The following is a 14973-nucleotide window of genomic DNA, read 5'->3' on the forward strand; positions in this document are numbered from 1 at the left end:
GGGCGCCGCGCGGCCTATTCCAGCGGCAGGGCCACGAACAGCAGGTCGCCCGCCCGCTCCACCAGCAGCAGCACGGCCTTCTGGCCGTTGTCCTTGGCCTTGGCCACACGGGTGGCGACGTCGTTGGGGGTGCTGACCTCTTCCTGGCCCACCTCCACGATCAGGTCGCCCGCCTTGATCTCGCGCTTGGCGGCCGGGCTGTTGGGGGCGACGCGCACCACGGCGACGCCCTGGGCGTCGTCACGCACGCTGAACTTCTGCCGGATCTTGGGGCTGAGCGCGTCCAGGGTCAGGCCGACGCTGTCGATGGTGCCCTCGGCCTCGGCCGGGCCGTTGCCGGTGGCCGCGATCGCCGCCCCGCCCTCGGTATCCTCTTTCAGCTCACCCAGCGACACGGTCACGTTGGTCTTGCCGCCCTTGCGCAGCACGACCAGGGCCGCCTTGTGGCCCACCGGCTCCTCCGCCACGATGCGGGGCAGCATCCGGCCGTTGGTGACATCCTTGCCGTCGATGCTGACGATGACGTCGCCCTGTTTCAGGCCGGCCTGCTCGCCCGGCCCGCCGGGGCTGACCACGGCCACCAGGGCGCCGCGCTGCTGCTTCAGGTTCAGGGTTTCGGCGATGTCGGGCGTCACGTCCTGGATCTGCACACCCAGCCAGCCGCGCCGCACCTTGCCGGTCTCGCGCAGCTGCTGCACCACGTTCTTGATCACCACCGCCGGAATGGCGAAGCCGATGCCGACCGAGCCGGCCTCCCCCTCGTTGGACCCGGGGGAGAAGATGGCGGTGTTCATGCCGATGACCTCGCCATTGAGGTTGATCAGCGGGCCGCCGGAATTGCCCAGGTTGATGGAGGCGTCGGTCTGCAGGAAGTCGTCGTACTTGCCGGCGCCGATGTCGCGCCCGCGGGCGGAGATGATGCCCGCCGTCACCGTGCCGCCCAGGCCGAAGGGGTTGCCGATGGCCACGACCCAGTCGCCCACCTTCAGCGCGTCGCTGTTGCCCCACACCATGGCGGGCAGCTTGGAGGACGGTTCCACCTTCAGCAGGGCGATGTCGGTGGCCTTGTCGGTGCCCACCAGCGTCGCCTTCATCTGGGTGTCGTCCTGCAGGCGCACCGTGATCTCGTCGGCGCCCTCGATGACGTGGTTGTTGGTCACCACATAGCCGGACGCGTCGATGATGAAGCCGGACCCGAGGGAGGTGGCGCCGCCCTTGTCGTCACCGCCGCCCTGGTCATTCTCCTTCTGCCGCTGCTGGTAGTCGCGGAAGAAGTCGCCGAAGGGCGAGCCGGGCGGAAACTCCGGCATGGGCAGCTGGCCCTGCTTCTTGTTCTTCATCGTCTGGGTGGTGGAGATGTTCACCACCGCCGGCAGCATCTTTTCCACCAGGGGCGCGAAGCTGTGGGGCGGCGGTTCCGCCCGGGCGGGGGCGGGGTCGCCACAGGCCGTGGGCAGCAGCAGGACGCCCAGCACCATCAGTGACCGGCGCAGGGCCGGGAACCGGCGGAGCCCTTCCTTCTTGGGGGACGGGGCCGTCGGCGAGGGTGCTGTGAAGGCGGGGGACGTCACTGTGGGGCCACTCCTGGCAGGGGGACGCCTTGAAGATGGCATCCGCCCGTCATCATTCCATATTCCCGTTACACGGTTCCCTTTCCGGGTTCCCGTTTTTGGGGCCCCCACTATAGGGGGGTGAAGTCGCGCCTGTTAAGGGGAATGGCTCGTGATATCGCAAGGGGATAGGGCGGCGCGCCGCCGATTGTTCCCCTTAGCGGCGCGCCAGCCACACCAGGCCGACGCCGACGCACGCCCCCGCCAGTCCAGCCCAGCGCAGGCGGTCCGCCGGCGTCTCGGCCATGCGGCCCGCCAGCCGGCGCATGGTCCCCGGCATGAGGGCATAACACACGCCCTCCAGCACCAGGGCCAGCGCGGCCCCCGTCATCAAGTCGTTCAAAACCTTAAGCTCCCCGCTCTTCCACGCCACCCGCGCCCTACTTGTCCCCGCGCTTCCTGTCGTTGGCGCCGCCACTGGCGCCCCCGCCGGCGCCCAGGTACTTGAAGAAGTCGGCGCCGGGCGACAGCACCAGGGTGGTGTCGTCGGGCTTCAGTGTGTCGCGGTAGGCCTGGAGGCTGCGGTAGAAGCTGTAGAATTCGGGGTTGCGGCCGATCGCCTCATTCATGATGCGAATCGCCTGGTTGTCGCCCTCGCCCCGGGTGATCTGGGCCTGGCGCTGGGCCTCGGCCAGCAGCACGGTGCGGTCGCGGTCGGCCCGGCTCTTGATCTGCTGCGACAGTTCCTGGCCCTGGGCCCGGGCCTCCGCCGCCTCGCGCTCACGTTCGGAGCGCATGCGGGCGAACACCGCCTGGCTGGTCTGTTCCGGCAGGTCGGCCCGGCGCAGGCGCACGTCCACGATCTCGATGCCCAGGCGCTGCGCCTCCTGGTTCACCTGGGACTTGATGTCGGCCATGACCTTCTCACGCTCCTGCGACAGCACGGCCGGCAGGTTGACGTTGCCCAGGACGCGGCGCATGGCCGAATTCACGATGACCGACAGTCGCAGGCGGGCCTGCTGCTCATTGCCCAGGGTCTGGAAGAACATCAGCGGGTCGGCGATGCGGTAGCGGGCGTAGGCGTCCACCTCCAGCCGCTTCTGGTCGGCCAGGATGGCGCTTTCCACCGGCGGGTCGATGTCCAGCACGCGGCGATCCAGCACCACCACGTTCTGCACGAAGGGAATCTTGACCCACAGGCCGGGCTCGCGGATCACGCGCTTGGGCTCGCCGAACTGCAGCACCAGGGCCTGCTGCGTCTGGTTGAGTGTGAAGAAGCTGCCCTGCAGCAGGATGGCGGCCAGCACCAGCAGGCCCAGGGGAAGGATCCAGCGCTTTTCCATGATGCGGTCCCCCTTACTTGCCGGCCTGCGCCGGGGATGCCGGCGGCGTGGCGGGGTGCGTGGGCGTCTTCAGCATGTCGTTCAGGGGCAGATAGGGCACGGCCCCCCCGCCGGCCTTGTCGTCCAGCAGGATCTTGTGGGTGCCCTTCAGGATCTGCTCCATGGTTTCGATGTACAGGCGCCGGCTGGCGGCGTCGGGGGCCTGTGCATAGGCGTCCAGCACCTGCTGGAAGCGCTTGGCGTCACCCTGGGCCAGGTCGACCACCTGGTCGCGGTAGGCCTGCGCCTCCTGGTTCAGGCGTTCCGCGTCGCCGCGGGCGCGGGGGATGATGTCGTTGCGGTAGGTTTCCGCCTCGTTGCGCAGGCGCTCCCGGTCCTGGCGGGCCCGCTGCACGTCGTTGAAGGCCTCGACCACCGCCGGCGGCGGCTCCACCCGCTGCAACTGCACCTGGGTGATCTCGATTCCGGCCTGGTACTGGTCCAGGATGGTCTGCAGCAACTGGCGGCTGTCGTTCTCGATGCGCTGGCGGGCGTCGGTCAGGGCGGGCTGGATCTCGGTGCGGCCGATGATCTCGCGCATGGCGCTTTCCGCCACCTTCTTCACCGTCTCTTCCGGTTCGCGGATGTTGAACAGGAACTTGGCCGGGTCCTTGATGACCCAGAACACGGCGAAGTCGATGTCGACGATGTTCTCGTCGCCGGTCAGCATGGTGCTTTCGTCGGCCACGTCGCGGTCGCTGACGCTGCGCCGGCCGTCGCCCTGGCTGCGGTAGCCGATCTCGATGCGGTTGACGCGCGTGACCTGGGGCAGCAGCACCTGCTCGATGGGCGCCGGCAGGTGGTAGCGCAGGCCCGGCTGTTCCACCCTTACCGGCTTGCCGAAGCGTAGGACCACGCCCTGCTCATCCGCCGCCACGCGGTAGACGCCCGTGGCTAGCCACAGGACGGCCACCGCCGCCACGCCCACGCCAATGACGCGGCCGGTGCTCCAGCCGCCCAGGTTGAAGGGCGCGCCCGACGGCGCCCCGCCGCGCGGCCGGCCGTTCCCACCCGGGCCACCGGCGCCGTTCCGCCCCCCGCCCAGCAGGACGCGCAGGCGCTCCCCGCTCTGGCGCACGGCGTCCTCCAGCCCCGGTTGCGGGCGGGCGCCGGGCTTGCCGGCCGACTTGGGAGAAGAGGGTTTGGACGAGGATGCGGACGAGCCGCCGGCGATGCCCTCGCTCTGGCCCCAGGGATTGTGGGGCGCGTTGGGCCTGTCGGCCGGCTTGTCCTTGCCGGGATCGTCCCCCGATCCGTTGTTGCCGCCGTTCGACCCTTGATTGGACCAGGGCATGTTCGCCTTTCCCGTTTCCCACAAGATCTGCAGGGGATCTGATTATCCGGAAACCGATACCCTATATGATGGGCACCCTAGACAGAGGGCGACGGCGGCCTCAAGGCCACCATGGCGGCCATCTCTCCCCCGGGCTTCCCCCCATTTCGGCGGCACCGTATATAGTCGGGCGTTCGCAGGGAAGCCCTACGCGGGCGATATGACCCCCCGCCCCCCACTTTACAAGATGAAGGCGTTTGATCATGGCGGTAACCGAGTCCCAGGTGTTGGAGGCCCTCCGGCAGGTGGTGGACCCCGATCGCGGGTCTGACATCGTCAGCCTCAAGATGGTTTCCGGCGTCGCGGTGAAGGAAGGCCATGTCCACTTCACCCTGGAGGTCGATCCGGCGCGGGGCGCCGCGCTGGAGCCGCTGCGGCAGGCGGCGGAGAAGGCGGTGGACCGCCTGGCCGGCGTGCTGTCGGTGACGGCGGTGCTGACCGCCCACCGCCCCGCCCCCAAGGCCGTTTCCGGCGGCGGCGCCCCCGGCACTGGTACCCCGGGCACCGGCGCGCCGGGGGCGGGCAAGCAGCCCAAGGCCGGCGTGCCCGGCGTGGCGGCCATCATCGCCGTCGCCTCGGGCAAGGGTGGCGTGGGCAAGTCCACCACCTCCACCAACCTGGCGTTGGCCATGGCCGCCAACGGCCTGAAGGTGGGCCTGCTGGATGCCGACATCTACGGGCCCTCCATGCCACGCATGATGGGCCTCAGCGGCAAGCCGGACAGCGCCGACGGCAAGCGCCTGGACCCGTTGGTCAACTACGGCGTCAAGGTCATGTCCATGGGCTTCCTGGTGGCCGAGGACACGCCCATGATCTGGCGCGGCCCCATGGTGATGAGCGCCCTGACCCAGATGCTGCGCGACGTGAACTGGGGCGAGCTGGACGTGCTGGTGGTCGACATGCCGCCGGGCACGGGCGACGCCCAGCTGACCATGGCGCAGAGCGTGCCGCTGGCCGGCGCCGTCATCGTCTCCACCCCGCAGGACATCGCCCTGCTGGATGCGCGCAAGGGCCTGAACATGTTCCGCCGCGTGGACGTGCCTGTCCTGGGCATCATCGAGAACATGAGCTATTTCTGCTGCCCCAACTGCGGCCACCGCAGCGACATCTTCAGCCACGGCGGCGCCCGGGCCGAGGCGGAGAAGCTGGGCATCGACTTCCTGGGCGAGGTGCCGCTGGACATCGCCATCCGCGAGACCAGCGACGCCGGCACGCCCATCACCATCCAGCAGCCGGATGGGGTGCACGCCCAGACCTATCGCGCCATCGCGGCGCGCGTGGCGGAGAAGATCAAGGCTGGCGGCGGCCGGGCGGCGCCCCGCTTCGTGATTGAATAAATCTATCACCCCATAGGTAAACCCTTGGAAAAACAGCGGTCCACAGGTGCCGCACGGCGAACGGAATGCGAAAACGACGTTCTGTTGCGTCATTTTGGTGTCCGCTGTTTTTTCCTTTCCAATGTCATGCCCCTATGGTACATAAAGTTCCGTTTTGCGGAGCTGAGTGGAAATCATGCGTCGGGTTGACACGGTTCAGGTTGCTTATGCGTTCCGGAACGGGGCCCATTCCTTCCAGGTGGAGGATCCGGCCACGGGTGCCATCGCGGTATCCCACGGTGTTCCGGAAGTGGCGTACGAGCAGATGACCCGTACCCTTTCCGAACGCGCGACCGGCCTGTCCGGCCGCCGGGTGGTGGCGCGTCCCGCCCTGCCCTTCGATGACTTCTTCAACTGGCTGCGCCAGAACCCCATCGCCAGCGTCGCCGGTGCCCCGGTGAAGGTTGAGTTCCCCTGGGAATTGCGCTGACCGGTCCAGAGTTCGGACGGCCCTGGTGGCCGCCCCAGTGAGAGTGCCGCCCGCAAATCCGGGAAAACACCGGACGGGCGAACAGGGATAGAGGAAACACCAAGCACTGCGCGGCCCCAACGGGCCGAACAGCGAAACGCCCCGGAGGGTCCGCCTTCCGGGGCGTTTTTGCTTTTCGACGATTCCCTCAGGCGCCGGCGGACGCAATCGCGTCCTACAGCGGCACGAACAACCGCGCGCCCATCCCCTACCGCCGGCCGAACAGCCTCTCAATGTCCGCCAGCTTAAGCTCAACATAGGTGGGGCGGCCGTGGTTGCATTGGCCGCTGTGGGGCGTGGCCTCCATCTCGCGCAGCAGCGCGTCCATCTCGCCCAGCGTCAACACCCGGCCGGCGCGGACGGAGCCATGGCAGGCCATGGAGGAGCAGACCTCCTCCAGCCGTTCCTTCAGCGCGTGCTGGTCGCCCAGTTCCGCCAACTCATCGGCGATGTCGGTGACCAGGGCTTTGATGTCGGCCTTGGCGCCCAGCAGCGCCGGTATCTCCCGCACCACCACGGCGCCGGTGCCGAAGGATTCCAGGCAGAGGCCCAGCTCCGCCAGTTCGTCGGAACGTTCGGCCAGGCGGCTGGCCGCGGCCTCCTCCAACTCCACCACCTCGGGGATCAGCAGCATCTGCCGCTTCACGCCCTGGGCCACCATGGACTGCTTGATGCGCTCATAGACCAGGCGCTCATGCGCGGCGTGCTGGTCGACGATGACCATGCCGTCCCGGGTCTGCGAGACGATGTAGGTCTGGTGCACCTGGGCGCGGGCGATGCCCAGGGGAAAGTCGGGCACGTCGTCGGCGTTGGCCCGCGCCATCGCCGCGACGGCGCTCGCCAAGCCCGGCGAGAGCGGACCGGGTACCATGTCGCCATGCGGCGCATCGGCCAGGATGGAGGGCGCATAAGCCGGCTGGGCCGCCGCCGAGCCTTCCGCCGTCGGGCCCTCCCAGGCCGCCACCGGCGCCTGGAAGGCGCGCGCGGCCTCCACCTGGCCGGCGGTGGGCCGGGTGATGCCGGGCCAACTGCCCCCGCCACCGGCATGCGGCTGCGGCTGCCACTGGAAGGCGGTCTGGGGGATGGGGCGGGCGCCGTCGGCGCGGAAGCTGGCCAGGGCCGCCTGGCCCACGGTGGTGGAGGCGCGGTGGCCGGCGCCGGCCAGGGCGTGCTTCAGCGCGCCCACGATCAGGCCGCGCACCAGGCCCTGGTCGCGGAAGCGCACTTCCGTCTTCGCCGGGTGGACGTTGACGTCCACATCCTCGCAGGGGATGTCCAGGAACAGGGCCAGCAGGGGGTGGCGGTCGCGGGCCAGGAAATCGGCATAGGCGCCACGCACGGCGCCCAGCAGCAGCTTGTCGCGCACCGGCCGGCCGTTCACGAACAGGTATTGGCCGGCGGTGGTGTTCTTGTTCAGGGTGGGCAGGCCGATATGGCCGTAGAGCCGCACACCCTCGCGCCGGGCGTCAATGGGCAGGGCGTTCTCCTGGAACTCCCGCCCCATGATGGCGCCCAGGCGGGCCAGCAGCGGATCCTCGCCGTTGAGAGTCCCCCTCTGGGCCGGCAGGCGCAGGGGCGTGCGCCCCTCGTCCGCCACGGTGAAGGCGACCTCGGGATGGGCCATGGCCAGGCGCTGCACCACGTCGACGGCGTGGTCCGTCTCCGTCCGCGTGGTCTTCAGGAACTTCAGCCGCGCCGGGGTGGCATAGAACAGGTCGCGCACCTCGATGCGGGTGCCCACGGGATGGGCCGCCGGCACCGGCCGGCCCTTGGCCCCGCCCTCCACCGTCAAGGCCCAGGCGCTATCGCTGCCCGGTTGGCGGCTGGTGATGGTCAGGCGGCTGACGGCACCGATGGAGGGCAGCGCCTCCCCCCGGAAACCCAGGGTGTGGATGTTCAGCAGGTCGTCGCCCGGCAGCTTGGAGGTGGCGTGGCGCTCCACCGCCAGCGACAGCTCGTCGGCCGTCATGCCGCCGCCGTCGTCCACCACCTGGATCAGCGCCTTGCCGCCATCGCGCAGGGTGACGTCGATGCGCCGCGCGCCGGCGTCCAGCGCGTTCTCCACCAGCTCCTTCACGGCGGCGGCGGGACGCTCCACCACCTCGCCGGCGGCGATGCGGTTGACCAGGGTCTCAGGCAGAAGGCGAATGGGCATGATGGCGGCATTGTAGCGGGCGGCGGGGCCGCCGGGCAATGCAAGGGATCATTTACTCTAGCAAGCCAAGCATTCCCAGTAGACACAGCAGGAATCTAAGGACAGAGCGCTTGTCGCCTCAGGCTTTTCTGGACACCTCGAGACAAATGAACGTATGATTCAATATTTTCCCTGAAAGCGAGCACCATGGACGCAACGTATAATCTAAACGGTGGCTTTAAACCGACCGCCAAGCGGATTGCGGATTTAGACGGCCCCGATTTTTATCCAACCCCTCGCTGGGCAACTTATGCACTAATTGATAACGAGAAGTTCTCTGGCGATATTTGGGAATGTGCCTGTGGAGATGGCGCAATGTCCAAAGTCTTGCAAGAAACAGGAAATACCGTTCTGAGTTCCGATTTATACAATCGAGGATATGGCGAGATTGGCAAAGATTTTTTAGAGCAAAACAGAATTACTGAAAATATTATTACAAATCCACCTTATAATAGCGCGGAAGGATTTGTACATTCCGGCCTGAAGAAAGCGAAATCAAAATTCGCTTTCTTGCTCAGACTTGCGTTTCTAGAGGGATCAAATAGATCTAATACTATATTTTCTTGCTCTCCGCCCGCGCGAGTATGGGTCTTCAGCGAAAGAATCACCTTTTACCCTAAGGGAGCAAAAGTTTCTGGCAGCGGAACAACGGCATATGCTTGGTTTGTTTGGGACAAGAACCACGCCGGCCCAACAGAACTGGCGTGGCTCAAGCCCGGATACAAAGCTAAGTACAGCTAAACCTGGCTGCTAAACTTAGCTATTCATCAATTGGGTACGGCCCTCGTCCGTAATCAGGAACCCGTTTCGTTCCTTCAAGTACGTGGCATAACCCTTCTTGATAAAGCTGGTCGAGCAGTCACGATGCGAAACCATGTTTCGCACTTTCTGCGAAAAATAGGTGTCACGCCGGCCAGCAGCGATTTCAGCGTCATGGCCCGACGGACGGAATGCCAAAGTCAATTCGGAGATCAATTCCGACGTCGGAATAAACCCATCAGGACGCTTTGCCATAGCCTCGAGGGTGGGAATAGCGAGCTCGCGCTCACTGACCTGCCGATTAGAAAAATGGGAAGAACTCATAATTTCTCCGATTTCCGGGAGAAACCGACTTGAACACGAGTCAAGCAACGCCTATAGTCCGGCCGAAGAGACGAACTAAAACGTTCAAAAACGCATGTGATCCGCGTCGGCCTCCCTGAAGGTTAATGCGGACCCTGGCAGGCAACGGCCGTCATTCGGGATACCACCTCCGAATAAGGTCATCTTTGCCAATCAGCGTAAGACACTATTGCAAGAAAGCGATAGTGTCTATCTCTTTTTTACCTGATTTTGCGGTTATGGCTGCATGTGTCCCCCATATGATGAGGGACAAAGATAAGTACTTGCCGCGTAAACGGCTCAGATCAAGGCAAGCCCTTGTCATAGCTCGGCTCAATCATCCGCCATATAGCGCACGCGCCAGGTGCGGGGCAGGCCGCGGGCGCCGGTGAAGTCCACCGCCTTCATCTGCTCCTCCTGCACCAAGGCGCCGCTGAGATTGGCGTCGCGCAAGTCGGCCTCGCGCAAATCCGCGCCGCGCAGATCGGCGTGGCTGAGGTCGGCCTGGGCCAGGCGGACGCGGCGCAGGCGGGCGCCGCCGAGATCGGCGTTGCGAAGCACGGCGCCGGTCAGGTTGGTGCGGACGTGCCGCTCGGCATCGATCTGCAGGTAATCCAGCGTGGCGTGGCGCAGGTTGGCGGCGTTGAAGTTGGCGCCCTGGAAGCTGCCACCGCGCAAGTCCGCCTCCGCCAGGATGGCGGTGCGGAAGTCAGCGTTGTCGAACTGGCCCACCTGCATCTGGATACCGGTCAGGTCCATGCCGTAGAACACGGCGCCGCGCCCCACACCCCGTGTCAGCATGGCCCGCGACAGGACGCCGGACCCGCGCAGGTCCACGCCGCTCAAGTCCAGGGCCATGCCCTCCTTGGCCGCCGTGCACACCCAGGTGGCGTGCAGGTTCAACAGCTCGGCCAGGGAGCGGCCCAGCTCCGACGCCGGGCGTCCCTGGGGCTTTTCCGTCAGCACGCCGGTCATGTCGGCGCCGCCCAGCTCCGTCAGGTTCATGACGGTGCCGATCAGCACCGCGCCGCGCAGGCTGGCGCCGCGCACGTCGGCGCCCGACAGGTCCGCCCCCTCCAGATTGGTGCCGTCCAGCTTGGCGTGGCGCAGGTTGGCGCGCACCAGCTTGGCGTTGCGCATGATGGCGTCGGTGAAGTCGGTGTGCATGGCGACCGAACCCGACAGCTTGGCATTGGTCAGGTTGGATCCGCGCAGGTTGGCCTCGGCCAAGTCGGCATTGGTGGGGTCCACGCTCATGATCTGCAGGCTGCCGTCGCGGGCGCGGGCGGCCAAGGTGCCGTCGCGCAGGTCGGCATCGAACAGATCCGCCCCCGACAGGTCGGCCCCGCGCAGGCAGGCGCCCCGCAGGTCGGCCTTCACCAGCCGGGCGTTGCGCAGATTGGCCCCGCGAAGGTCGGTGACGAACAGCGTGGCGCATTCCAGAAAGGCGCCGCTGAGGTCGACATCGCGCAGGATGGCGTGGGTGAAGTCGGCATGGCTGAGGTCGCGGCCGGCCATGCTGAGGCCCGACAGGTCCATGCGGGCCAGCACCGCACGGGCCCCACCCACCTTGGCGGTGCGGAACATGGCGTGGCGCTTCAGCACCAGGTCCAGCTGTTCCTGGGTCAGGCGTACCGCCCCCGGTCGTTCGGAGGCGGGTCCACCAAGGCCGCGCGTGCCGCTTTCCATGTCATCAACCTTGCCGGCGGACGATACCAGGGAGTTTGGATACGCCGCCGTTCCACGGCAAGCTTACGCCTGTAGGAAAAAAGCCGTCACGGGGAAAAGCCGGCCGCCTCCCAAGCGACGTGCCAGGGGGGATGCGCCAAGGGATGCCCGGCCTTCCCGGCGCGGCGGTCAGCGCAGGCCCTCGCGCACCACGCGGATGAGGCCGGCGGTGGAGCAGTCATGGCCACGGCGGGCGCCGCCCTCCAGCTCCGGCAGGATGGCCTTGGCCAGCTGCTTGCCCAGCTCCACCCCCCACTGGTCGAAGGAGTTCAGGTTCCACAGGATGCCCTGCACGAAAATCTTGTGCTCATAGAGGGCGATCAGCATGCCCAGGGTATGCGGGTCCAGCTTCTGGAACAGCAGGGTGTTGGTCGGGCGGTTGCCGGTGAAGACCTTGTGCGGCACCAGGGCCTCCAGCTCCTCGCCATCCAGGCCTTGCGCCGCCAGCTCCGCCCGCGCCTCGTCCTCGGTCTTGCCCAGCAGCAGGGCCTCGGTCTGGGCCAGGAAGTTGGCCAGCAGCAGGGTGTGGTGGCGGCCCACCGGGTTCTGCGTCTCGATGGGCGCCAGGAAGTCGGCCGGGATCAGCGGCGTGCCCTGGTGGATCAGCTGGTAGAAGGCGTGCTGGCCGTTGGTGCCGGGCTCGCCGAACAGCACCGGGCCGGTGGCGTAGTCCACCGGGCGGCCGTCGCGGTCCACGCCCTTGCCGTTGCTCTCCATGTCGGCCTGCTGCAGATAGGCCGGCAGGCGGGCCAGGTACTGGTCATAGGGCAGCACGGCGTAGGACTGGGCGTCCCAGAAATTCACGTACCACAGGCCGATCAGGCCCATCAGCACGGGCATGTTGGCGGCCAGCGGGGCGGTGCGGAAATGCTCGTCCATCGCATGCGCGCCGGCCAGCAGCTCGGCGAAGCGGTCGGGCCCGATCATCAGCAGGATGGGCAGGCCGATGGCCGACCACAGGCTGTAGCGGCCGCCCACCCAGTCCCAGAAGCCGAACATGTTGTCGGTGTCGATGCCGAAGGCCGCGACCTCCTTGGCGTTGGTCGACACGGCCACGAAGTGCTTGGCCACCGCGTCCGCCGGCGCCCCCTGGGCCAGCAGCCACTCGCGCGCCGTATGGGCGTTGGCCAGGGTCTCCTGCGTGGTGAAGGTCTTGGAGGCGATGATGAACAGCGTCGTCTCCGCATCCACCTTCCTCAGCACCTCCGCGATGTGGGTGCCATCGACGTTGGAGACGAAATGCGCCTGCAGGTGCGGGTGGTGGTAGGGGGTCAGCGCCTGGGTCACCATGACGGGGCCCAGGTCGGACCCGCCGATGCCGATGTTGACGATGTCGGTGATGGGCTGGCCGGTCCAGCCGCGCCACGCCCCATCCCGCACGGCGGTGGCGAAGGCGCCCATGCGGTCCAGCACGGCGTGCACGTCCGGCACCACGTTGCGGCCCTCGACCAGCACCGTGGCGCCCTTGGGCTGGCGCAGGGCGGTGTGCAGAACGGCGCGGCCTTCCGTCAGGTTGATGGCGGCACCCGCGAACATGCGGTCGCGCCAGCCTTCCAGATCACGGGCGCGGGCGAAGTCCAGCAGCAGGGGCAGGGTCTCGTCGGTCAGCCGGTTCTTGGAATAGTCCAGCAGCAGGGTGCCCAACTTCAGGGAGTAGGTGTCGAACCGTTCCGGGTCGGCGGCGAACAGGTCGCGCATGTGCACGCCGTCCAGCGCCTGGCGGTGCCGGGCCAGCGCCTGCCAGGCGGGTGTCTCAACCAGAGGAGTGTCCACGAGGGTCGGGTCTTGGGGGGGCGCGTCCTGGGTGGGGGTCTGCGTGGCGGACATCGTTCTCTCCTGACCTGTGGCCAGGGGCGCCCGGATCCCATTATCCCGCCCCTGGAAAGCCCCAGGGGTGTAGCACGGCTGGGGATGGTTAAGCAGCGTTTCGGATGGGGATTTCGTCCATTTGACGCGAATTTGTCTTCGTTTTTGACGTCTGGCGCGGCGGCCCGGCCGGACCACATGGGTGGACCGCATGGGGCCACTTGGCGTGCGCCGGCCGCCCGGACCGGTTCCATCGCCCGCTGCGTCCTTGATCCCCACGGCCGCGCGGTGACAATGGGGATAATGCCGCAACCATAGACGAGTCCGGTCCCATGTCCCGTCCCCACCGTATCGCCCTCGCCCTGCCCCTGTCGCTCGCGGCGCTCACCGCCGCCGGCGCCGCCTGGGCGGGAGAGCGCAGCTGGGCCCTGGATGGGCGGGAGCTGCGGGTCACCACCCCCTGCGCCCGCACCGTGGACATCACCGCCTCCGCCAGCGCGCGCGACGTGCGCATCCAGGCCACGGCCGACGACCCCAAGGAATTGGACCAACTGACCGCCAGCGGCGGCGGAACGGCCCAACTGGGCATCAGCGGCCGCCGCTGCTACCGCGAGGGGGACGATTGGAAGCGCTGGCAGCCGACGCTGCGCATCACCATCACCGTGCCCGCCGGCATCCCGCTTGACGTGCAGGAGGGCGGGTCGACCGATTACCAGGCCAGTGGCGGCTTCGGGGCCCTGGCGCTGACGCTGGACGGTTCGGGCAATTTCAAGGTCGACCGCGTGGCCGGCGGCGCCCAGGTGCGCGTCCACGGGTCGGGCGATACCCAGCTGGACCGCCTGGAGGGCGCGCTGAAGGTGCGGGTGGCTGGGTCGGGCAATGTCGGTATCACCCAGATGGCGGGACCGTCCACCGACCTGGAGAGCAGCGGCAGCGGCACCATCACCATCGGCGGGGGCAGCGGCGGCACCACCCAGGCCAAGCTCAGCGGCTCGGGCAACGTGACGCTGCCGGCCGTTCAGGACCTGCGCCTGACCATCGACGGCTCGGGCGACCTGGTGGTGGCCAAGGCGCAAGGGGCGCTGTCGGCCCACCTGGGCGGCTCGGGCACGCTGACCATCCATGCCGTGTCGGCCCCCACCGCCCAGCTGAAGCAGTCGGGCAACGGCGACATCACCATCGATGGGGGGAAATTGGCACCCTGTCGTCCGCCATCAGCGGCAGCGGCGACCAGGTGTTGCGCGTCAAGGTCACCGACGCCACCCTCTCGCTGAGCGGCAGCGGCGACGTGAAGATCGACCAGGTGACCGGCCGGCTGGACCAGGCGCACAGCGGCAGCGGCAGCGTCCACGTGGGCGGACGCTGACCCGCCGGCCTTTTGCCACCGCGCCCCTTCCTACCGCGCCTGACGGCGGGCTGGCCGCACCATGGTCCGGGACCGGGGCAGGCGCACCGGTTCCGCCTTGGCGGCCGGCTCATCCTCATCCACGTCGAATAGACTGTCCTTGGCCCTGTCCTTCGCCCCCGCCGCCATCTCGGGGGCCGGCATGGGCGCCCGCAGGGCGTTGGGCATGACGGTCAGCGGCAGGCCGATGGCGCTGCCCAGGGCCTCCGCCATCTCCTTGGGCAGGGGGCCGCCCGCCATGGTCTTGACCGCCAGGGTGGGGGTGACGCCCTGGGGCAGCATGGCGTCGTCGCTGAGCGCGCGGTATTCCCGCACCAGTTCCTGCAGGGTGGCCCACACGGACCGGATTTCCCCCTCCAACACCTCGCGGCGGCGGTGCAGGGCGGCAGGATCCGCCTTGATAGCGGCAAGGATCGCCGCGATGGGAATGCCGTCGATATGGTCGGGAGCGGGGGCGGCGCGGGCGCCGCCACGGCGCCGGTCCAGGCCATTGGGCATGGGATTGTCCTGCAAAACCGCGGGCGCCGGGCTTTCCGGGGCGTTGCGACCCGTCAGGGCGGCAACCGGGAAGAAGCGTGCCTTGAAATCCTCGAACGTGAACGTCATCGGAAACCCCCAGTTGCCAAGAT

At 67.6% G+C, this 14973-nt stretch carries 14 protein-coding genes; 5 read left to right on the plus strand and 9 right to left on the minus strand.

Annotated elements, in window-relative coordinates; genetic code table 11:
• Window positions 1-14: 14 nt before the first annotated feature.
• The 4 genes from UAJ10_RS21255 to hflK form a co-directional block, all read right to left on the minus strand.
• Window positions 15-1571 (minus strand): DegQ family serine endoprotease, encoded by a 1557-nt coding sequence (locus tag UAJ10_RS21255; protein WP_322917200.1) that lies wholly within the window; start codon window positions 1569-1571, stop codon window positions 15-17.
• A 196-nt stretch (window positions 1572-1767) separates the two neighbouring features.
• Window positions 1768-1953, minus strand: coding sequence for a DUF2065 domain-containing protein (locus UAJ10_RS21260; protein WP_322917201.1), 186 nt, complete (start codon window positions 1951-1953; stop codon window positions 1768-1770).
• Between the two features lie 37 nt (window positions 1954-1990).
• Window positions 1991-2893, minus strand: coding sequence for a protease modulator HflC (gene hflC, locus UAJ10_RS21265; RefSeq protein ID WP_322917202.1), 903 nt, complete (start codon window positions 2891-2893; stop codon window positions 1991-1993).
• Window positions 2894-2906: 13 nt separating this feature from the next.
• Complete coding sequence (gene hflK / locus UAJ10_RS21270; RefSeq protein WP_322917203.1) at window positions 2907-4226, minus strand: FtsH protease activity modulator HflK; 1320 nt, start codon at window positions 4224-4226, stop codon at window positions 2907-2909.
• Window positions 4227-4465: 239 nt separating this feature from the next.
• Between hflK and apbC the strand changes: the two genes are divergently transcribed.
• Together apbC and UAJ10_RS21280 are read left to right on the plus strand one after the other, a co-directional pair.
• On the plus strand, window positions 4466-5602 hold the full coding sequence (gene apbC / locus UAJ10_RS21275; protein WP_322917360.1) for an iron-sulfur cluster carrier protein ApbC: 1137 nt from the start codon (window positions 4466-4468) through the stop codon (window positions 5600-5602).
• 304 nt (window positions 5603-5906) lie between these two features.
• Window positions 5907-6071, plus strand: coding sequence for a hypothetical protein (locus UAJ10_RS21280; RefSeq protein ID WP_322917204.1), 165 nt, complete (start codon window positions 5907-5909; stop codon window positions 6069-6071).
• Window positions 6072-6318: 247 nt separating this feature from the next.
• On the opposite strand, the gene mutL is transcribed toward UAJ10_RS21280, so the two are convergent.
• Complete coding sequence (mutL, locus tag UAJ10_RS21285) at window positions 6319-8265, minus strand: DNA mismatch repair endonuclease MutL (RefSeq protein WP_322917205.1); 1947 nt, start codon at window positions 8263-8265, stop codon at window positions 6319-6321.
• Window positions 8266-8451: 186 nt separating this feature from the next.
• Between mutL and UAJ10_RS21290 the strand changes: the two genes are divergently transcribed.
• Window positions 8452-9045 (plus strand): hypothetical protein, encoded by a 594-nt coding sequence (locus UAJ10_RS21290; RefSeq protein ID WP_322917206.1) that lies wholly within the window; start codon window positions 8452-8454, stop codon window positions 9043-9045.
• Between the two features lie 15 nt (window positions 9046-9060).
• Here UAJ10_RS21290 and UAJ10_RS21295 read toward each other — a convergent pair whose 3' ends face one another.
• From UAJ10_RS21295 to pgi, 3 genes are all read right to left on the minus strand, one after another.
• Window positions 9061-9387: a hypothetical protein gene (locus tag UAJ10_RS21295; protein ID WP_322917207.1), complete on the minus strand. Its 327-nt coding sequence runs from the start codon at window positions 9385-9387 to the stop codon at window positions 9061-9063.
• Window positions 9388-9738: 351 nt separating this feature from the next.
• Window positions 9739-11094 carry a pentapeptide repeat-containing protein gene (locus UAJ10_RS21300; protein ID WP_322917208.1) on the minus strand — a complete coding sequence of 452 codons (1356 nt, stop codon included), beginning with the start codon at window positions 11092-11094 and terminating at the stop codon, window positions 9739-9741.
• Window positions 11095-11262: 168 nt separating this feature from the next.
• Window positions 11263-12960 carry a glucose-6-phosphate isomerase gene (gene pgi / locus UAJ10_RS21305; RefSeq protein ID WP_322917209.1) on the minus strand — a complete coding sequence of 566 codons (1698 nt, stop codon included), beginning with the start codon at window positions 12958-12960 and terminating at the stop codon, window positions 11263-11265.
• Between the two features lie 311 nt (window positions 12961-13271).
• On the opposite strand from pgi, the gene UAJ10_RS21310 reads away from it, so the two are divergent.
• A complete protein-coding gene (locus UAJ10_RS21310; protein WP_322917210.1) occupies window positions 13272-14213 on the plus strand; it encodes a GIN domain-containing protein in 942 nt (313 codons plus the stop codon).
• The gene (locus UAJ10_RS21315; protein WP_322917211.1) at window positions 14177-14305 is read left to right on the plus strand and encodes a hypothetical protein; all 129 of its coding nucleotides are present in this window, start codon (window positions 14177-14179) and stop codon (window positions 14303-14305) included. Before UAJ10_RS21310 ends, UAJ10_RS21315 begins: the two co-directional genes overlap by 37 nt.
• 30 nt (window positions 14306-14335) lie before the next feature.
• Here the strand turns inward: UAJ10_RS21315 and UAJ10_RS21320 are convergent, their stop codons facing one another.
• Window positions 14336-14950 (minus strand): hypothetical protein, encoded by a 615-nt coding sequence (locus tag UAJ10_RS21320; RefSeq protein WP_322917212.1) that lies wholly within the window; start codon window positions 14948-14950, stop codon window positions 14336-14338.
• Window positions 14951-14973 lie beyond the last annotated feature (23 nt).

Source organism: Nitrospirillum guaranorum (assembly GCF_034653275.1).
In the GTDB taxonomy this organism is placed as follows: domain Bacteria; phylum Pseudomonadota; class Alphaproteobacteria; order Azospirillales; family Azospirillaceae; genus Nitrospirillum.